A 20,997-nucleotide genomic window follows, 5' to 3' on the forward strand; every position below is an offset into this window, starting at 1 on the left:
AGCGCGTAGTTTACGTGATTTAACCCCAAAATGAAATTATCCATTGAGACCATATACCGTTTACACTGCTTTATGCTCAATCTACCTGAAGATGTTCGATTTCAGCAAGATTTTACACGTGTTTAGGTAGGGGATTGATTGCAGGTAATGACTTTTCTTTTTCCAAAAATCAGTACAGTTCTATAACTGGGGAACATTTAAAACCACAATTTTGGTTGTGAGTATTTGTGGCAGCTAGTTACGCTATTAAGTTAATTTTTAATACATTAAAATCACGTAAAAATCAGCCCATAAACAAGTGCGTAGCAAGTAAAAGGCTATCGCAATAGTAGGTGAAACAAGATATGTTATTTATGAGTCAAAATGACTATCTAATAAACACCATCAACTGTCGTGGACTGAGTGAAAGGAAGTATTAATGTTACATCAGGGATTAACTATCATGCTGGCCCCAGTACTAGTGTTACAAGGGCTTAAGGTTCGCCGTACTACGCCAAAACTGCCTGAACCGAGCGGTGAGCGCTCTGGTCAAACAGGCCCTAACCCACAACTGAGTGTATTGATTTTAGGTGATTCTGCTGCTGCAGGCGTTGGGGTAGATAATCAAGATCAGGCATTACTAGGGCAGGTTATTGAGCATTTAAGCCCACTAGGTGATATAAATTATGGTTTATTTGCCAAAACAGGTGCGACTACGGCCAGTACCCTTGAGTCGTTAAATGAACATATTTCTACGCCACATCCTATTCTTAACCAAGCCCATTTTGATGTCATCATTACTTCACTAGGCGTTAACGACATCACTTCATCAGTAAGCTGTGATAAGTGGTTAAAACAACAACGTGAGTTATTCAAACTTATCACTCAACGATACAAACCGAAACTGATACTTGTTACCGCTGTACCCCCACTGGGGTTATTTCCCGCGTTGCCTAATCCATTACGTTGGAGTTTAGGCAAACGAGCTAATCAATTTAATCATAATTTACAGCAACTTTTACTTAACCTAGATACCCAATCCCTCGCACAAGACATAGAGGCTCAAACCCGTTTTAAATTGATTAATTTACCCTTAGAAAACCCACATCAAGACATCACCATGCTGGAATTTATGCGCCAAGTGATGGCTAAAGACGGTTTTCACCCAGGCGCGCCAATTTACACCGCATGGGCGACGTTAGTGGTAGAGCAGATAGTTGGTGGTATTTGTGCTTCAACATGAGTTTAAACATGTGTTTAGGTTATGGCCTGCGGCCACTAACGTCGTGGCGCTTCGCCCACACCAGAGCAAAGGGGTAGAGCGCTTGTACCCCTTTGCAAACCCTCAGCGTTCCGGCAACATTTTCGCTTTTTAACCAAACAACAGCAGCGAAAAAATTGCGACGGAAAATTATCGAGCTTTTGACCTCGTTTGTAGCCTGCTTCGGCCCATTCTTTATAGTAAAGAATGAAAATGCTACCGCTTCAGATGGGGCGTCCCTTCCCCTCAAAAGCTAACTGGCCGTCCATGGCCAGCTCACGTCATTTTCTTCAACGGCCTCAAGTCCAGAGTTGAATTTGAACATTTTAAATCAAGACAACTAACTAGTTTGTGCCCCATTACGAGTTAGCGCCATGCAAAAATATGTCTCATCTATCCTCGATTGGCGCAAATGTTTCAAATGTATGATTATCCGTTTTGTCGACTTCTTTTAAAGATGTATGTAATTGCTAGTCACTTAAAATTCTAATGTATGGCTGCCTTTTGAATAAAATGGCCCGACGCACATAGTTGTTCCTTCTAACTCTTCAGCAATCATTGACGTTGTATATATCAATTGAAAATCATTCTGTATCGTTCCGCACACATCTACCATGTTTCGTTGAAAGTTTTGACTGCGCTCTTCTCGCATCCCCTTATCCTCAACGTTATCCATAAGGATTAGATTGGGCAATCGAGCGTATGTGTCGTCAGAGGCGTGAGCAAATATCGAAAAACGAATACTGTTTTTCATGACAACCATTGAGCTCGCAGAAAATTTACTTCTACCATTAACGAACATTTTATCCTTGGCGAAATCAAAAGTTACATCTTCAGGTTCCTCAAAAGCAGTCTCATATCCACCATCTAACATTAGAAGCCCTTTAGCCTTTGATTCAATCGAACTATATACGGACACATATCTATTTTCTTGAAGAATCGATACTCTTTCTAATCTCTCTTGAATATTAATAATTTGTTCTTGTGCTTTTGCTTTTTTTGCCTGTAATAGTTCAACCTTTGATACCTGTTCTTTTTTATCTTCTAAGGTGAGAACTTGGCTCTGACAGAACCCAATTTCTGTAGACAGGTCTTGCAAAATAGCATCCTTATCATCATTGGATACATAGATTGTATTTAGCTCTGCTTTGGAATGTGACATTTTTTGATTAATTAGCGGAATTTTTGATTCAATTAGTGCTATGTCAGTTTGAAAGCTTTCCATTAGTTTTTGACTTTCTTTGATCTGGAAGTTCAATTCGTTAAATAATTGAGAATAAGCAAAGTCTTTATCATTGTCGTTTTTAGGGGATTTACAAAGGCAACATGAATTGGCTTCACTAGCGTCTAATTTCTCAAGGCATGATGGACAATATTTAAAAGAAATAGCCCCAAGGTTACTATACGTTACTTGAGATTGTGCTAGAGAGTTCTTTCTGTACTCAAGAGACTGTAAAAATGCTGAAGTTTCACGAAGTTCTGCTGAAACTGTATCACGACTAGCCTTTAAAGTAGATAATGTGTTTGCTAGGGCACTGATTTCTTTGACTAGCGATTTTACTCGCTTAGCCACATCTTCTGAAATTTGCTCCATAGCAGTACTTTTGACTTCTATGCGTTTTTTTTCTAATTCTTCGATATCGGAATTTACTTTACTAATCTCTGAATTCAGACTCTTAAGGTTTATGAGGGTCTCATCATGTCCGAACATACGATAAATCGCATTTAGTTCTGCATTCAATTTCTCAAAAGTTTTATTAGACTCGATCAAATCTTGTCTTAAGTTGTATGCTTCAAGTGTATCTATGCCTAGCAAGTACTCACCGATTGCACGTCGAGTCGTTACGTTGTCATACCTCACTTCTTCTTTAAGCAGCTTGTTTGTAGCTGATAGCTGATCAACATACATCAACCTAAGTATCTGATGCATTGTAAGGTTTTTACTATCATCAGTCTGATGACGAGGTAAGTTTAATAGTTCAAATAGATGTTGTGAAAAGCTATGAGTATCTTGATTACGGCGCATTGGAAATTTAGTCCAACCCTCGTCACTTGATCGGGCTCTATCTATATCACCATCAAAGAAAAGTATTCGCTCTTGGCCAGTTGATGTAATATTTCTTTTCAAAGTTACAATATGCTCATTAATGCTTAGTTCAGCAATCACATAGTCACACTTGAGCTGCTCTTGAGTCCAATCTGTAATTTCAGCTCCCAGAACGTAACAGATTAAGTCCATGATTGTTGACTTACCGGTACCGTTCTCACCCCTGATTATGTTTACCCCAGAGTGGAATTCCTGATCATAAACATACTTACTTAATGCATATACGGAAAAGTGATTTATAAATAACTTAGCACGACTCATTGTGCCTCCAGATCATAACGATATTCCATCAAGCCAGTTCTAGCTTTAAGCCCAGTCTTTCCTTCAAACTTGACGTTAGGTAAAGCCTCAATTAGAGCTATAAACCATTCCTCTTGAGCTAAGTTTGAGTTGTTAAGCTCATCTGCAAGTGGTTGCGGTAGTTGCAAATCTGTTCGTTTGATAAATCCTTTTTCAAAACACTCTTTGTCCAAAATGTTTTTAGCCAATAGGTTCTGAATAGCAATTGTTTGTAAGTTTTCGAGTTCGAATAGAATTCTTCGAGTATTTTTTAGTGCCTCGAATGGTTCAGATATATTAAGAAACTTACTTTTATGTTTATTCAATGGTTTAGGAAGTGGTTTGATAAGTGAGACTAAATACGGAAACAGAGTATAAAAATCAATCAGACGATAAGTATCAAGTTTGATTTCCTGATGTTCAGTATTGGCCATAATAGAAAGCAAGCGATATACACAGTGGTTGATATCTTGTGCGGGGTGGTAAATTAGCATGATTTCTCCCACACTAAGTGGCATTTCCCTGTAAGAAAATAGAGCATTCCACTGACTAACTCAGAGGTTGCGAGAGTGTCATAACGAACAACGGCTTTGTGGACTGGCTCTATCAGATCATCAAATATCGCCTTATCTACTGTGTTTTTTGATGCGCCAACATCAATTAAAGGCTTTATCTTTGAATGCCAAATAGAGCTAATTGTTGATAGAATTTGAACATAGATATGTTGTTCAACTAATGCCATCTGATTCTTTGCCAGTTTTCTTTCAAAACGGTTTTTAAGTAATAGCGCTCTATCAGAAAGGTCTTGACGATCACCATTTATTAGTTTGTTCTCTAAGCCAATGATTTCTCTATTAGGATGATCAGTGATGTAGTCTGCTAGATTTTCAATAATCTCAATTGCACTGTTATCGCTTCCTAGGATGCGTTTAATTTGTTCGACAGCTTGTTCAAGTGAACTTAATGAAGTAAAAACATTGTCACCATGGTGAGCTGACTCGTCGGTATAATTGATAGTCATTTGAGATTTCATCTTAAAAGTGGTTATTGCCGTTGTGCGTGGATTTCCCAGTATATGTCACTGAAATATCTTTCTTTTCTTTATTATGTTCGGTTGGCTGAGAGTGGTTGTCTTTGGCTTTGTTATCGTCATGATGGCGGGATTTGAGTAAAGCAATTAGAATACATAAAGTGAAAATGGCCAGTAACGCTACTATGATGTAGAAAACTTTCTCAGAACCTAGCAATGCAATAATACTTTCACTAAACACGTATTCCATAAGTAAAGTAAATAGCAAAGCTATCACCCCTACAGATCCAGTAGTTTTGATAACTTTTACCCAGAAATTGTCCAAAATAGCTTCTCTCCATAGAGGCAAGCGAGGAACAATAATATTGCCTACCTGCGCTTATATTTACTGTATGTTACATATAACATCTAGATATTATTATATTTTATTTTAAAACGGTGCTCTAAATTTTAGAGGTAATTTAAATTGAACTTTGATTTGTAGTTGTTCAGATTAGCAATAGCTTTCAAATTATCAGAAAGCTCAGCATTGAACAATATTTGTAACTCACAAATGTCCAGAAATTGGTTAGCTAGGCTAACTCATTTATGCCCCAAAACGAGTTACAACCAGCGTCAAAGAGAATTATTTACAGGCTCTAGAGCCGACTAAATCTCACACATTTTTTTTGAGTCTGACTTCTATTGGACTCCATCGGTGTTTGTGGACAGATGTATACTAGTTATGATTAACAAACCCCAATTCACCTATCAAATCCCTAACTGCCACCATGTCTTCTTTAGCGAGTAAATCGTGATCTAATGCTAAGACCAACCTCTTCTTGGCTCGAGTAAGAGCTACATAGACTCGTTTCCACTCTTTATTAAAACGATTCGCTTTGCCAATACCATTTTGGGTTAAGTATTTCAGGGTGTTAGAGCTGAGTATGATTACACATGTATCGGCATCCAATCCCTTGATCGAGTCGATACTTTGGACTTTGAATTGAACGTCATTTTTTGTGCATGAATTGCACAGATCATGTAATTGGGCGAAGTGCTGTTTATTAAGAGTCAATGAATGCCGAGCAATGAGTTTGCTTATGGCTCGCTTATTATCTTCATTGATTGCATCGTCCATAAAGTCAGAAAAAGCGGCTTTAACAAACAAAGTTTTGTCTTTCTTGTGGTTAGACTCACGAATCATTTCCTCGATCTCTCGTGGGAATGTGTGTTTGTATTTAGACGAAGTTGCATAACGATCATTCTTTTTGTCGATACAAACAAGTTGTTTTGCATCTATGTAATTCGTTAGGAGCTCGTCATATCGTCCGTCCACCGATTCTATATACATGAGTTCACCGACTACTTCTGATAGTGATTCTTGTTGCTGGTCTTCATAACAGAAGCTGTTTGATACAGCTAAGATCTCTGTGGGTACTCGTCTGGTTTGATTGTTGATTGGTAAGATATTTACGTATTCTTTTGGAGTTACTTTTTTAATGAAAGTATCAAGTGCTTGGGGATACTTGATTGCTTGTTTTGGATCTCCAATCATGTATACGTCAATATCGTTGCTGCCTAGTACCTCGAAAAAGCGGAGAGCATCGCCATCTAAGTCTTGGACTTCGTCGATGAATATCTTGTCAAAGCAACTCTCTAGAATAGCTAATAGCCTGCGGACTCTTGCTTTCTTAGCTTTGTTGTTGTGCTTGCTGACTGTTTCATCAACAATCTGTTTAGCTATGTTGTATACATTATCTGTATGAATGACATTTATCTTTCTAAGTCGTGCAAAAAGGCTATTTTTGTACTTAGGAGGAGGTAACATCATAATTGATGTGTCGTTATAGACATCACCGAGAGTAAATAACGAAAACGGGTAGATGATTTCGTTCAACAAAAAGCTGTGGACTGTCTGTATACAGAGATTCGACGGAATAAAGCCATGTTGTTTGATTATCTCTTGCTCTATCTTCGCTGTTGCTGAGTTTGTGTATGTCAGTGCGAATGTCTTTTTGTGACTAGTGCAAGCTTTGATATGATCTATCAACGATTCAGCTAAGCCATAAGTTTTCCCCGCACCAGCTCCAGCAATTTGGACTTCAATCATGACAGAGCCTCAACAACCTCTGCGATATGAGATGGTAATTTGATATCCAGAGGGTTCTCTTCATCAACCATCGCATCACAGACATCCAGCATTCTTGCTGTTTTACCATTAATCATGTGATCGGACACTTCTTTTAGGTCGCCATCCATTTCGAATAAACCATTGAGCAAGGCTAGGTTGTCTTCTGCTTCTACTAAATCAATTTCAAGTGTGTAGTGCTTTGTTGTTCTTACAGTGACATTATCGTGCGCTGCGTCATAAGCATCGTGTCTGGCTTTAGCTGCATCTGAATTGTCATAATCACGGATAACACCAATTTTCTTGTGCTGGTTATCTTTGTTCAAGGTGAGCCATATATCTAAGAAAGTGGCGTAACCACGTTGACCAATCGGAATAATATAAATGTCGTTGAGGGCTGGTTGTTTAGACAAATAAGTACTGATCAGCATTTCTTCAGTCGGCCCCTCTACGAGAATGACTTTATTTGCGAACAGCAGCTTTAGTATGTCGAAATTAGGTCTCTTTCTTAGGTAGTTTACTAGCTTAGTTGGAGTATCGGACAGACTAATTGCTTTCTCGCCAGTAAACGCCAACACATTAGAGATCTTCAGCTTGTTGATGATCGACGGGTTATGGGTAGAAATGATAGTTTGTACAAGCGAACCACTGTTGCTTGAGCTTTTCTCGATAAAGTCTCTTACTAAACGAAGGTTGTTAACGCTTAAGTGTGCTTCGGGTTCTTCTATACAACACAAGTTGAATGTATCACCACATGACTTGTAGTAAGCAAACAAGATAAGTATGTAGATAAGATTTCGTTGTCCCAAGCCTTTTTGGTACAGAAATTCATTACCATATTTCAAAGTGATGTTCGATAAGATGTTCTTCAAGTTAGGCAGGTTAGGAGTGCACTCAAGCTGTTTGATAATACTGTCGTAGTTCTCAAAATCTTCATTAGTTCCAATGACTTTATCGAATGTTTCAGTCTTTTCAATAGCACTAAAGAACTCAGAGTAGGCTGTGTTGATCTGACCTTTGTCATCATCGTTGAGTGTGTTCATAAGCAGCTTGGTGAAAATGCTATTGGACTTCATTGAACTGCTTTCTGAAAAGTCATCTCGCTCGGCATTGATACTATGAACACTGACGTGTTTTAAGTCACTGTATGCGATAATTTTTTCGTTGTTTACAGATACGATTTGGTAGTCGTAAAGCTCTACGGGGAGAGTAAACCAGTTAATATCATCTAACGTTTTACCAGCGAGTGATTTCTTCACTACCTCAAGCAAGTCATTGTCGTCTTTAGGCTTAAAGTCGTATCTGATTTTGTAAGTTTCTTCATCACCATCAGCAACAATCCACTTAGCTAATAGAGCTGTTTCATAAGCATCTTTAGGATCAGCGAACTCTACGGTTACTGACACTTTAGGGATCTTATTAAGCTGATTTTCTTCAGTGTCTTCATTGACAACAGACGTCAGAAAATCAATAACGGCATCTTTGTTGATGTCAGAAACACTCAAACGTTTCTGGTTGAAGTCTATTTGGTTGCCACTTAACGGTAACGAAAGTGCGGTGAAAAAGTTCGTCTTACCAGTATCGTTTTCACCAATAACAACGGTCAGCTGTTGAAGCTGGGCTTCGAAAGAGCGGAAACAGCGGTAGTTGTTAATCGTTACCTTTCTGATGTACATAAGAATTCCCCTAAAAGCATACTAGTGCATATGCCAATAATGTACTACAGGTCATGTGGTTATTGTATAGTTCCTACTACTTGTTAGTGCCTAGATGTGACCGCACGTAACTCGAAAATGTCCAGTTACGAGCTGGTATTAGCTTTAAATAGTAAATTCAACTCTGAACTTGAGGCCGTTGAAGACTTTTTACAAATGAATACGTGAGCTTGCCATCCATGGCTAGCTAGCTTTAGAGGGGAAGGGATGCCCCATCTGAAGTGTTAGCATTTTCGAGTAAGGCCGAAGAACACCAAAACGAAGTTAAAAGCTGGATCTGACCACGTCGCGAAATTATTGCTTTTCAGATAATTTTGATGTGGCGGCTGGGAGTTCCAAGAGGGAACAGCCGTTGGTTTCCTCTTGGTCTGGTGTGGGCGAAGCGCCACGACGTTAGTGACCATAGGCGATAGGTACAAAAGTACATAACCACAACAAACACTTGGATCCCAACTCAACAGTACTGCCGGGACGACAATTAGTCACTTTACTATCATCTAAAAGTAAGCCAGAACGTGCTTTTATTACTTGGTATAACTAATCCGATACACTGCATTGGCAAAGTCATCTGATACTAAAATAGAGCCGTCTGATAGGGTCATCACATCCACTGGGCGACCCCAGCTTTGTTCGCCTTCAAGCCAGCCGATTGCGAAGGGTTGATAGTCGATCACCTTATTTCCTTCAACGACCACTTGCATGATGCGGTAGCCGACTTTGTTAGTGCGGTTCCAAGAACCGTGTTGAGCAATGAATATTGAATGATGATATCCAGTAGGGAATTGAGATCCTTGATAAAACTCCATGCCTAATGCCGCAACATGAGCGCCTAAAGCTAATGCCGGAGGAGTGGTAAGTTTGGCGGTTGTCGGGTTGGAAAAATCGGGATCGTTAATGTCAGTGTTGTGCACATAAGGAAAACCAAAGTGTTGCCCGGCTTGAGTGACATGATTAAGCTCATCATCGGGTAAATCGTCGCCCATCATGTCGCGGCCGTTGTCGGTAAACCATAAGTCGCCGGTAACGGGGTGAAAATCAAACCCGACGCTATTACGCACACCTTTAGCGACAATAGTGGTTTGTTTGGTGTCGACATTGAGTTTTAAAATGGATGCGAAAGGCAGCTCACTTTCACAAACATTACAAGGTGCGCCTATGGGAATATACTAATGTCCATCTGGCCCAAAGGCGATGAATTTCCAACCATGATGGGCTTTATTGGGCAGCTTATCGTAAACCAATTCAGGTGTTGGAATGTTCGGTAAGCTGTTTTCAATATTAGGGTAACGCCAAATTTTATCGACCTCTGCTACATACAAACTACCATTATGAAAAGCTAAACCCGATGGCATAAACAAATCTGTAGCGATAACGATTTGTTTATCGGCTTTAAAATCATTATCACTGTCAATGAGTGCATAAACATTACCAGCCTTGCGACTGCCAACAAATACTGTGCCTTTATCGCCCAGCGCCATTTGGCGTGCGTTTTCGATATTGTCAGCGTAAATATCAATACTAAACCCTTGTGGGAGTTGTATTTTATCTAACGGTAAAGCGAGAACTGAAAAACTTAACCCCAAGCCACAGGTTAGGGCGGTTAATAATGTCGTTGGCTTTATCATAGCTCACTCCTTATTCCTTTTTCCTTACTGCTATTTAATCAACACTGATTCTCGCTTGTTACCAATCCTTAATAATCTCTTTGACCATGGCAGCGGTGTTTTCCGGCTGTTCTAATGGGAACATGTGGCCGCCTTGAGGCATTGTCATTAACTCAATGTTGTTGAGTTTGGCGAAACGCACAAAATGTTTAATCGGGAAGATATTGGTTTTCTCACCATAAATCAGTTTAGCAGGCACGGTTAACTTGTTTTTGTACTTAACAAGATTGGTCGGTAAATGCCTAAAAATATCAGCTTCAACGGCGGGTGAAAAAGTTAATTCTAACCGTTTATTACGAATGACAGAGCCTGATGTGGCGTAGTCTTGTAAGCAACGGGGATCGAAATTTTTAAATAATGTCTTCTGTGAAAAATAATCAACCAAGTTGGCATTTTCTGGCCACTGATTTTGACGTGTTTTTGCTTTACCTGCTGGAGACAGTTTATCAATATACGGCGTACGCTTAATAAAACTGAGTAGATGTGAGAAGGCGCCAGTAACAACAGGCGGATCTAACATGATTAAGCCGCGAAATAGTTCTGGATGTTGGCAAGCAGCAATAAAGGAAATAACCCCACCAAATGAATGACCAATACAAATCACTTTTTCATCTTGCTTTTTAATAAATTCAACAAGTTCTGTTACTAAATATTGCCAATTACTGTGTATTGGATACATTACGTTGTGGCCAAATTGATCATGGGCAATAGTGCGGTAGTCGTGTTCAAATTCAGCTAAGAATGTTTTGTAGCTTCCGGCAGGGAAACCATTAGCGTGTACTAAGTTTATAAGTGGTTTTGTCATAATGTCTCTAAAGGGTTTTAAGGTTATTTGCTTTATAGTTTGACTGAAATAAATTCAATCAAATCACATTTACAGAGCAAAATTAAACTAAACTCATTCAACTAGACTTATTTTATTAAACCAATAATAGTAAAAGTGAATAGTCATAAATAACCTTAAATCCCCAACTGTTTAGAATATTTTTGAAGGATCTATTGGCGTTAACTCTTCAAATTCAGGAGCACGTTTTTGTGCTTTAGCGGTAAATATTTCCATCATATCGTTTTGCGGTTGGAACATGCCACTTTGCCAAACAGACATATATTTTAAGCTATCTTCCACACTGTGATCGCGAGCATAGTTGAGCATTTCTTTACAGCCAGTAACCGCCAAAGGTGAACGCGAGGCAATTTCGGCTGCAATGGCTAACACACCTGTGATCATAGACGCTTGATCGTCATATACGTGATTGACTAACCCTGCTTGTTTAGCTTCTGCTGCTGGCATTCTGCGGCCTGTATAAGCTAACTCTTTTGCCAAGCCCATAGAGATCAATTTAGGTAAACGTTGTAATGTACCCACATCTGCGGTCATACCAAGTTTGGTTTCTTCAATACTAAAAAACGCATCACTGGTGCAATAACGGCAGTCTGCCGCGGTGACCATATCAACTGCACCACCAATACAACCACCTTGAATAGCCATTAATACCGGCATACGAGCGGTTTCTAGTACCGTAAAACACTCTTGTAGTTTGAGCACTAAACGACGTAGTTGATCGTGTTTTCGGCCTAACTCGATATTGTCGTTAGCATTATTGGCGCTGAATACTGCCAAATCCATACCGGCACAAAAGTGCTTACCTGTAGATGAAATAACAATGGCTCGAGCAGCAGATTGATTATTAATATCGTGGATAACACTTGGAAACTCATGCCAAAAATCGACATTCATTGAATTCAATTCATCGGGCCTATTAAGAATGATGTGAGCGACTTTATCGTTAATGTCGACTGTGAGCGTTTGGTAGGTCTTTTGCGATATCATATTTATATCCTTATAAATTCAATGTAATAAGCTTATCTTGTTCTATTGCTGCATCCAAAGAGGCGAGAATGGCCTGACGTTCTTTTAATTTGGTTCCTAAATGCGCCGGCATATTTAATGTTTGCATGTGTTTGGCAACAGCATGGGCGGTATCCATGAGTTGTTCGGGCGCAACCACTTGATCAAGAAAACCAGCCAATACAGCTTGTTCTGGCGCAAATAACTCTGCATTGATGACAGCGCGGGACAGATAATTTTGTGGAATACGATTTCGCGCAATTTCAATGCCAGCCTGATGCATTGTCATGCCTATTGCAACTTCGTTAAGACCAATCTTAAATGGCCCCGTGCTGCCAATACGATAATCACAGCTGAGTAGCAAAAATGCACCTTTGGCGATGGCATGGCCTGAACAAGCACCGATAATGGGGGTAGGGAACGCCAGCATTCTGCGGGCTAACGTTGAGCCTGCAGTAACCAATGCAATTGCGGCTTCAGCGCTTTGTTTCATGGTTTTTAGATCGTAGCCGCCAGATAGAATGCCTGGCTGGCCAGTTAATATTACCACCGCATTTTGTAGTTCTGCGTGGTCTAATGCACTGTTAATTTGGCAGATGACTTCCGGCGATATTGCGTTAACTTTGCCATTATTCAAGGTAATAACGTGCACATTGTTTTCGATTGTTACGGTGATAAGTTCCATTGTTTGCCTTTTATTATTCTATTAAACAGTGCTAATTAAGCGTTGTTCTGTACCATTTTCTACTCGAGTTAACTAATTCACACAGGGTGGCTTCTTCAGATGAAACATAACGACCACCTTAAACTTGAATGGACTGTGTATGCCAGCAGTTTCAATCGTATCTCTATCTGAACCGGACTAATCCTTATTGAACTGCCTTGTTAATATATTGATTTACTGAGAAATGTATGTCGCATAGCGTTCTTTTTTGTTATCTAAAAATAAGTCTTTACCACTTATAGTGAACGATTAACCGCCAAATCATGCTAGGTGGTGTTTTAAAATCAAACAAATCAATTGTTTTAATAAGTAACTATTCATATAAAGAATAATCGAAGTAAAAATATTGTTTTGTATCATTAAGGTTCGCTATAAGAAGCAATATTACGTAATTCTTATTATTTTAGCTGTGGCTAATGTTATATATAAGCATCGACATAGGCCCAATTATGCTTTATAAAAGATCATTCAAACAAGTGTATGATTCAAACATGTGTATGGATAGGCTTGCTGTATTAATAAAATGAATGCGGTCCCATAATTATTATGCATTTGGATAATACTGGCCACTGCCTTAGCATGACAGTTAAATGAAATTATGCGTTTGAACAAATATAACAAAAAGACTCTTAACCCTTATTCTTAGATAAATTTTTTGGAGAGCAACAATGCCGGAATATAAAACCCCTATACGTGATATTAAATTTGTTATGCAAGAGCTACTAGATTGCGAAACTCACTATCAACATTTGGGTTACCAAGACGCAAGCCTTGATATGGTTGACGCGATTATCGGTGAAGCCGCTAAATTGACAGAAGAGGTTGTTGCTCCTTTAAATCAAATCGGTGATCAACAAGGTTGTACTTGGAATGACGGTGTAGTGACTACGCCAGACGGATTTAAAGAAGCCTATGCCCAATATGTTGAAGGTGGTTGGCCTACGTTATCTCAGTCTGAAGAGTTTGGCGGGCAAGGTTTACCACATTCTCTCAACATTAGCATCGCAGAGATGTTTTCTAGTGCTAACCATAGTTTTGCTATGTACCCAGGCTTAAGCCACGGCGCATTAGCGACAATTGAAGCGCATGGTACAGATGCTCAAAAACAGCAGTTCATGCCAAAGCTTGTTGAAGGTAAGTGGACCGGAACAATGTGCTTAACTGAACCACATTGTGGAACCGATTTAGGCATGTTACGTACTAAAGCTGAACTTAAAGACGATGGCAGTTATTCATTAACCGGCACTAAAATCTTTATTTCGGCTGGTGAGCATGATTTGTCAGATAACATCGTTCATATTGTTATTGCGCGTATTCCTGGTGCCCCAGAGGGTAATAAGGGCATTTCATTATTTATCGTGCCTAAGTTTAACGTTAATGATGATGGCTCAATTTCAGACCGAAACGGCGTAAGTTGTGGATCTATTGAACATAAAATGGGCATTAATGGTAATGCCACTTGTGTCATTAATTTCGATGGCGCAACAGGGCATTTGATTGGTGAACCTAATCGCGGCCTTAAATGTATGTTTACCTTTATGAATGCAGCCCGAATTGGTGTTGCCAGCGAAGGTGTTGCAGCTGCTGAAGCTTCATTTCAAGGTGCATTAGCATACGCCAAAGACCGCTTACAAATGCGTTCAATCAGTGGTGTTAAAAACCCTAATGGTCCAGCCGATCCAATTATTGTGCATCCAGATGTGCGTAGAATGCTATTAACCCAAAAGTCAATCGCAGAAGGTGGACGAGCGTTAATTTCATATTTAGCCCAACTGGTTGATATCGGTCATGCTGAAAAAGATGCAGCAATTAAAGCCGATGCCGAAACAAAGCTTGCTCTATTAACGCCAATTTCTAAAGCATTTCTGACTGAACTTGGTTTTGAATGTACTAGTCACGGTGTTCAAATTTTTGGTGGACACGGATTTATCAAAGAGTGGGGCATGGAACAGTTAATGCGCGATACCAAAATTAGTTGCTTATATGAAGGCACTACCGGTATTCAGGCATTAGATTTATTGGCGCGTAAAATTATTGGTACTCAAGGCGAAGTGTTAAAGCCTTTCTCTAAAGATGTGACTGTATTCTGTCAACAAAACATGGAAAACCCTGCAATGGCAGAGTTTATTAAACCCATTATGGCTTATGCAAAAGAGTGGCATGAAATTACCGTATTAATTGGTGGTAAAGCGATGAAGAATCCTGATGAAATCGGCGGTGCTTCTGTTGATTACTTGATGTTTGCAGGTTATGTAACGCTGGCATTCTTCTGGGCTAAAATGGCTAAAGTAGCACAAGATAAGTTGGCTGAAGGCACCACAGAAACAGCATTCTATGAAGCTAAAATCAAAACCGCGCAATTTTATATGCAACGCATGCTACCTAGAGCAAAAGGTCATGCAGCATGTATTGCCAACGGTGTTGATTCTATGATGTCGCTAGACAGCGAAGACTTTGCTTTTTAAGCTAAAATAAAGTTGAAGACGCTTCTATAGACCGTTAAATTTGCATAATAAAAAACCGCAACGATAATGTTGCGGTTTTTCTATTTATCAGGCTAAATCCGTTAGCCGTTAGCCGTTAGCCGTTAGCTGTAAGTATTTAATAGAAAGTAGATAGTTAGTCACTTGTTACCTCTTTACTCGGTTTAGGATCTCGTCGATGGATCCACATATACAACACCGGCAACACCAGTAAGGTGAGTAGTGTTGATGAAATTATCCCACCAATTACCACAGTTGCTAAAGGTCGTTGAACCTCTGCACCAGTTCCGATATTCAGTGCCATAGGCACAAAACCTAAACTAGCAACTAATGCCGTCATTAATACTGGACGTAACCTAATTTGAGCGCCATCAATAATGGCACTGCGTAAGTCACCGGTCTCACTCCATAGTTGACGAATAAACGTCACCAGCACTAAGCCGTTTAACACCGCAACACCAGAAAGAGCAATAAAACCGACCCCAGCGGATAAAGACAGTGGCATGTCTCGTAACCACAATGACAACACACCGCCAGTAAGCGCCAGTGGCACGCCGGTAAAAATGATAAGCGAATCTTTAAACGAATTTAACGCCATCATCAGTAAGCCAAATATTACCAACAAGGTCACCGGGATCACGACGGTCAATGTTTTACTGGCAGATTCTAGTTGTTCAAAGGTGCCACCAAAATCAAGCCAATATCCACTCGGTACATTCACGTCTGTGCTAATACGTTGTTTAACTTCTGCGACAAAACTGCCAAGGTCGCGATCACGCACATTAACGGTAAGCACAATACTGCGTTTACCATTTTCTCGACTAATTTGAGCCGGAGAGGGTTTGGTTTCTATTGTTGCCACTTCATTTAATGGCACATAACCGCCATTGGGTAATGGTACTGGCAGATATTGCAGGTTGTCGATATCAACACGAATGGCTTCGGGTAACCGAACGACCAGCTCAAAATGTCGGTCGCCCTGGTAGATCTGTCCTACCGTTTCACCACCAATACTGGTCGCCACTAAATCTTGCAAAGCCGTGATGTTAAGGCCGTAGCGCGATAATGCCATCCGTTTTGGCACAATCGATAACATCGGTAAACCCGTTACCTGTTCAATACTGATGTCGGTAGCGCCATCAATACTCGACACCACTTGATTAATGTCATTGGCAGTTTGCAATAACTGGTCAAGGTCATCACCAAAGACTTTGATACCTAAATCAGCTCTAACGCCTGAAATTAATTCGTTAAATCGCATTTGAATCGGTTGGGCAAACTCGTAGTTATTACCTGGTAATTCACGTAATGCCGCTTCTAACTCTTCAATTAAGTCGTTTTTAGGCTTGCTGGGATCGGGCCATTGTTCACGCGGCGCTAAAATAACAAAACTGTCGGCTATATTGGGCGGCATAGGATCGGTTGCAACATCTGGTGTGCCAATCTTGGCAAAGGTTTTAGCCACTTCCGGAAATTGCTGTAAGCGTTGTTCAATTTGCGCTTGCATGATTATCGCTTGTTCAAGCCCAGTGCCTGGAATACGCATAGCATGCAAAGTAATGTCACCTTCATCAAGCTCTGGAACAAACTCCGATCCCATTTGAGTGAGCAGCCAAAATGAAATGGCAAATAACACCGTGGTGCATGACACAACAAGCCAGCGCCAATTAAGCACCCACTCCAATAATGGCCGATAAATCGCTTTGGCGCCGTTAATCAGCGGACTTTCTTTTTCACTGATTTTACCGCGTAAAAACAACGCAACCGCGGCAGGTACGATAGTAATTGAAATCACCATTGCAGCTAATAATGCCATTATGACCGTGATGGCCATTGGGTGGAACATTTTACCCTCAACACCCGACAGACTGAAAATAGGGATGTAAACCACAGTGATGATAGCCACGCCAAATAAACTTGGTCGAATGACTTCAAGCGTGGCATCGACCACTAATCTCAATCGCTCTTTAAGGACTAAAAGTGCGCCATTTTGTTGTTGAGCCAGCGATAAACGTCGCACACAGTTGTCGACAATAATCACCGCGCCATCGACAATGAGGCCAAAGTCCAGTGCGCCTAGGCTCATTAAATTAGCCGAAACACCGGTTTGCACCATGCCAGCTATGGTAGCAAGCATCGATAACGGGATAACAGCCGCGGTAATCAACGCGGCGCGAATATTACCGACTAATAGAAACAGCACAATAATGACTAACAGTGCACCTTCTAACAGGTTGGTTTTTACCGTATCAATGGTTTTGTCGACGAGTGTGGTTCGGTTATAAACCACATCGACCGTTACCCCCTCGGGTAGTGATGGCTTAATCGCTTCTAGTTTTGCCGCTGCAGCTTGCGACACTGTCCGCGAGTTTTCACCAATGAGCATCATCGCCATGCCAAGCACGGTTTCTTGACCGTTTCGAGTCGCAGCACCGGTACGCAGCTCTTTACCTATAGCTACTTCGGCAACATCACTAATTAATACCGGCTCTGTTCCTTGCAAGCCCACGACAATTTGCTCAATTTCTTCAATTGAACTCAATTGGCCAGGCGAGCGAACTAACAGTTGTTGTCCATTTTTTTCGATATATCCAGCACCGCGATTACTATTATTAGCGCGTAATGCTTCAGCCACACCTTCCATAGACACGTCATGTTGCAATAACAGTCTTGGGTCGGGTAATACATGATATTGCTTGTTGAAACCGCCAAAGGTATTCACTTCCACAATGCCAGGAACTTGAGCTAATTGTGGTTTAATAATCCATTCTTGTACTTCACGAAGGGCAATGGCATCCCAAGCAGAACCATCTTGTTGAGTAGCTCCCGGTAAAGCATCAATCGTGTACATAAATATTTCGCTTAACCCTGTCGCGATAGGTCCCATTATGGGTTCTATCCCCAAAGGGAGCTGACCTTTCACAGAGCTCAAGCGTTCATTAATCAAATTACGTGCGAAATAAATGTCAGTACCATCTTCAAACACCACGGTGACTTGAGATAATCCGTAACGAGAAATCGAACGGCTATAACTTAAGTGCGGTACGCCATAGAGCGCAGACTCAACCGGGAAGGTGATCCGCTGCTCAATTTCTAATGGCGAAAAGCCGGGCGCTTCAGTATTGATTTGTACTTGAACATTGGTGATGTCGGGCACAGCATCAATAGGTAAGCGCTGATAACTCCACAAACCCACACCGATTAACACTAAAATCATCGACAGCATTAACAAACGTCGTTCTACAGAGAAACGAACAATTTTTTCAAACATGGTGTTTCTCCTTAGTGGTGGTGCGCAGCTGCTGACTTTTCGATATCTGCTTTGATAAGATAGCTATTTTCAGCGACATATTGCTCACCTAATGCCAATCCAGAGATCACTTGAGTGTATCTGTCGTCACTGTGACCCAATGTAATAGGCCTTAACTCGTAGCGTTCACCTTGTTTGATAAATACCACTTGCTGATTGTCTATGTCCTGAATCGCCTCCTTTACAACCATCAACGGCACTTGTATTTCATCTACGGCAATATTGGCCGACAGCATGTCACCCGGCATAAACTGACCTTGTTGATTGTTAATTTTAACTCTAGCGTGAGTGACTGCGTGTGCATCCGTCGAGGGTAATAAATGACTTATTTTGCCTCTATAAGATTGATTATTGCCATGTAAAGTGACCCATTGACCGACTTTTACTTTGTTGCGATTCATTGGGAAGATGTTTAATTCAGCCCAAAGCACATCCCGATTGACGATTAACATTAACGTTTTATCGCTAGTATTTTCACCGATATTGACGTATTGCGCTTGTATCACACCATCGATTGGCGCTTTGATGGTATAAGACTGTAAGCTGTCATTAGACTCCACTTTGGCGACATTGAACCCCTTAGTGACAGTATCACCAAGCGTGACATACAACTCTTTGATTACGCCAGAGAATCGTGCACTGATGTTGGCGCTATTATTTGGAGCAAGGTTAACCTTAGCAAACGCACGAATGGTTTTTTCAATCGTCCCAGATGTCACCTCAGCGGTGTTAATACCAATACGTTGGGCGATATCCGCATCAATCTCGACATGTCTAACACCTTCATCGTCATGTTCATCATGGCCATGCTCATCTTTGCTTTGTTGTTTTTCATGAACATCATGCTCATGTTCATCATGCCCATGTTCATCATGCCCATGTTCATCATGCCCATGTTCATCATGCCCATGTTCGTCGGAGCCCCAAGCTGCGTAAGGAAATGCCAATATTAGGCAAAGTAGTAATGTGATATTTTTCATAATCTAATTTGTTCCATTATCTTAAAAACGTAAGCATCAAACGGATTAATGCGTTGCTAATGATTGCGCGGTTAATTGCTCAATCATGGCTTGGTTTAATAGCACTGAGGTTGCCGCATCAATCAGTGATAAACGCGAATCAAGTAGTTCTTGTTGTGCCAATACCAAGTCCGCATAGTCGTAACGGCCTTTTTGATAGCTTTGCTGGATGTAGGTTAATGATTCTGTAAGCAACGGAATGATGTTTTGTTGAAGGCTTTCTACTGCGTTGACTTGCTGATCTCGACTGCTATAAGCCTGAAATAATCGCGTGCGTAACGCGACAAGCGAGGCGGCTTTTTCAACACTCACTTCATTTTTTGCCGCAATTGCAGTTTGCACGTTGCCACGGTTTCGTTCGTCAGCAAATAATGGCATTGAAAACCCCACCATTAAGGCATTATCACCGTTCGACTGGGTATGCTTTACCCCCACTTGCCAACGAATATCGGCAGTGGACTGGCTTTTAGCTAATTGCCATTCAGCTTCACGAATGCGCTCTTGGGTGGCATACATCTCAATAGCAGGTGATGCTTCAACTCGCTGATACAATGTGTCAAAAGATTCAACTGAGTTAAATGCAAATAAATTACCGCTGACTTGTTCAAAGGTTGGCTGTTGCTGGCCCATATAACTTGCTAACAACATTTTTTGGCTATTAAGTCGTGCAGATAGCTCATCGGTAACAAGTTGGGCACTCAACATGTTCGCCTTGCCCCGCAAGACATCAACCTTTGCTGCAGCGCCTAGATTGACCCGCTTTTGGATTTGCTGATAAGTGGTGTGGGCTAAATCGGTAGCATCTTGTGCCAGTTGATGCTTTTGTTGTAACGCTAATGTGGTAATGAAAACCCGAGTCATTTCACCCAATAAATCCAATGACACCGCTTTTCTTTGTGCTTCTACATAGGTGTAACTGGTATCAACAACATTGGTGCGTGCCGCTCGTTTATCACCAAGCTCAATTAAAGACGACAGTGCTAATGTCATTTCAATGGCGCTTAACCCTGAGTAATCACCGGTGCCCAAGATATTTTCTGCCTCAACGGCTAATTCATAAGCTGCGGCTTGATCGGCGGTTAAACGTTGGCCGTCTAATGCCTGTTGGCGCCATTTGAACACGTGTAACTGTGGATGACGTTGCAAGGTCATCTTTGCGGCTGTGTCTAAGGACAAAAATTGCGTGTCTGTTTGTGCGTTTGCGTTGGTTATCAGTAAAAATGATAACGTCACTGCACAGCTACGTAAAAATACTTTACGTAGCGAGAGGTAATGAATAAACATGAGTAGTTAAACCCTTTAATCAACTAAATAGGTGTGGCCGTTTTTACGGTCGATAGTGAGTTAAAGGTTATGCAATCGGCGGGCGGTAGATGCTATTGGCAACAATAGTAACTTTAGAATCAATGAGATTAACACTATGACCCACAATCAAACTGAGCTGAGTAGCGTGGGACTGGATATCAA

Annotated in this window: 14 protein-coding genes and 1 pseudogene; 2 read left to right on the forward strand and 13 right to left on the reverse strand. The window is 40.8% G+C overall.

Features of this window, described 5'->3' with window-relative positions; translation table 11 throughout:
- Positions 1–442 precede the first annotated feature (442 nt).
- Entirely contained in the window at positions 443–1,222 is a 780-nt protein-coding gene (locus ABIS04_RS09325; RefSeq protein ID WP_350433295.1) for an SGNH/GDSL hydrolase family protein, read from the forward strand.
- A 496-nt stretch (positions 1,223–1,718) separates the two neighbouring features.
- Here the strand turns inward: ABIS04_RS09325 and ABIS04_RS09330 are convergent, their stop codons facing one another.
- From ABIS04_RS09330 to ABIS04_RS09375, 10 genes and pseudogenes are all read right to left on the reverse strand, one after another.
- Positions 1,719–3,608 (reverse strand): AAA family ATPase, encoded by a 1,890-nt coding sequence (locus tag ABIS04_RS09330; protein WP_350433296.1) that lies wholly within the window; start codon positions 3,606–3,608, stop codon positions 1,719–1,721.
- Entirely contained in the window at positions 3,605–4,120 is a 516-nt protein-coding gene (locus tag ABIS04_RS09335) for an ABC-three component system middle component 5 (protein WP_350433297.1), read from the reverse strand. Before ABIS04_RS09335 ends, ABIS04_RS09330 begins: the two co-directional genes overlap by 4 nt.
- Positions 4,114–4,647, reverse strand: coding sequence for an ABC-three component system protein (locus ABIS04_RS09340; RefSeq protein WP_350433298.1), 534 nt, complete (start codon positions 4,645–4,647; stop codon positions 4,114–4,116). The genes ABIS04_RS09335 and ABIS04_RS09340 overlap by 7 nt, the downstream gene beginning before the upstream one ends.
- A gap of 13 nt (positions 4,648–4,660) precedes the next feature.
- Positions 4,661–4,981 carry a hypothetical protein gene (locus ABIS04_RS09345; protein WP_350433299.1) on the reverse strand — a complete coding sequence of 107 codons (321 nt, stop codon included), beginning with the start codon at positions 4,979–4,981 and terminating at the stop codon, positions 4,661–4,663.
- A gap of 393 nt (positions 4,982–5,374) precedes the next feature.
- Entirely contained in the window at positions 5,375–6,748 is a 1,374-nt protein-coding gene (locus ABIS04_RS09350) for a UvrD-helicase domain-containing protein (RefSeq protein ID WP_350433300.1), read from the reverse strand.
- On the reverse strand, positions 6,745–8,442 hold the full coding sequence (locus ABIS04_RS09355) for an AAA family ATPase (RefSeq protein WP_350433301.1): 1,698 nt from the start codon (positions 8,440–8,442) through the stop codon (positions 6,745–6,747). Before ABIS04_RS09355 ends, ABIS04_RS09350 begins: the two co-directional genes overlap by 4 nt.
- A 563-nt stretch (positions 8,443–9,005) precedes the next feature.
- A pseudogene (locus ABIS04_RS09360) lies at positions 9,006–10,106 on the reverse strand (sorbosone dehydrogenase family protein).
- Positions 10,107–10,164: 58 nt separating this feature from the next.
- The gene (locus ABIS04_RS09365; protein WP_350433302.1) at positions 10,165–10,950 is read right to left on the reverse strand and encodes an alpha/beta hydrolase; all 786 of its coding nucleotides are present in this window, start codon (positions 10,948–10,950) and stop codon (positions 10,165–10,167) included.
- A 171-nt stretch (positions 10,951–11,121) separates the two neighbouring features.
- Positions 11,122–11,976, reverse strand: a complete 855-nt coding sequence (locus ABIS04_RS09370; protein WP_350433303.1) for a crotonase/enoyl-CoA hydratase family protein — start codon at positions 11,974–11,976, stop codon at positions 11,122–11,124.
- A 10-nt stretch (positions 11,977–11,986) separates the two neighbouring features.
- Complete coding sequence (locus tag ABIS04_RS09375; protein WP_350433304.1) at positions 11,987–12,679, reverse strand: crotonase/enoyl-CoA hydratase family protein; 693 nt, start codon at positions 12,677–12,679, stop codon at positions 11,987–11,989.
- Positions 12,680–13,386: 707 nt separating this feature from the next.
- On the opposite strand from ABIS04_RS09375, the gene ABIS04_RS09380 reads away from it, so the two are divergent.
- Positions 13,387–15,183: an acyl-CoA dehydrogenase C-terminal domain-containing protein gene (locus ABIS04_RS09380; protein WP_350433305.1), complete on the forward strand. Its 1,797-nt coding sequence runs from the start codon at positions 13,387–13,389 to the stop codon at positions 15,181–15,183.
- 154 nt (positions 15,184–15,337) lie between these two features.
- Here ABIS04_RS09380 and ABIS04_RS09385 read toward each other — a convergent pair whose 3' ends face one another.
- The 3 genes from ABIS04_RS09385 to ABIS04_RS09395 are packed head-to-tail and all read right to left on the reverse strand — an operon-like array spanning position 15,338 to position 20,814.
- Positions 15,338–18,472, reverse strand: a complete 3,135-nt coding sequence (locus tag ABIS04_RS09385) for a CusA/CzcA family heavy metal efflux RND transporter (protein ID WP_350433306.1) — start codon at positions 18,470–18,472, stop codon at positions 15,338–15,340.
- 11 nt (positions 18,473–18,483) lie between these two features.
- Entirely contained in the window at positions 18,484–19,491 is a 1,008-nt protein-coding gene (locus ABIS04_RS09390; protein ID WP_350433307.1) for an efflux RND transporter periplasmic adaptor subunit, read from the reverse strand.
- A 45-nt stretch (positions 19,492–19,536) separates the two neighbouring features.
- Positions 19,537–20,814: a TolC family protein gene (locus ABIS04_RS09395; RefSeq protein WP_350433308.1), complete on the reverse strand. Its 1,278-nt coding sequence runs from the start codon at positions 20,812–20,814 to the stop codon at positions 19,537–19,539.
- Positions 20,815–20,997: the final 183 nt, after the last annotated feature.

It is taken from the genome of Shewanella sp. H8, assembly GCF_040285065.1.
GTDB lineage: Bacteria > Pseudomonadota > Gammaproteobacteria > Enterobacterales > Shewanellaceae > Shewanella > Shewanella polaris.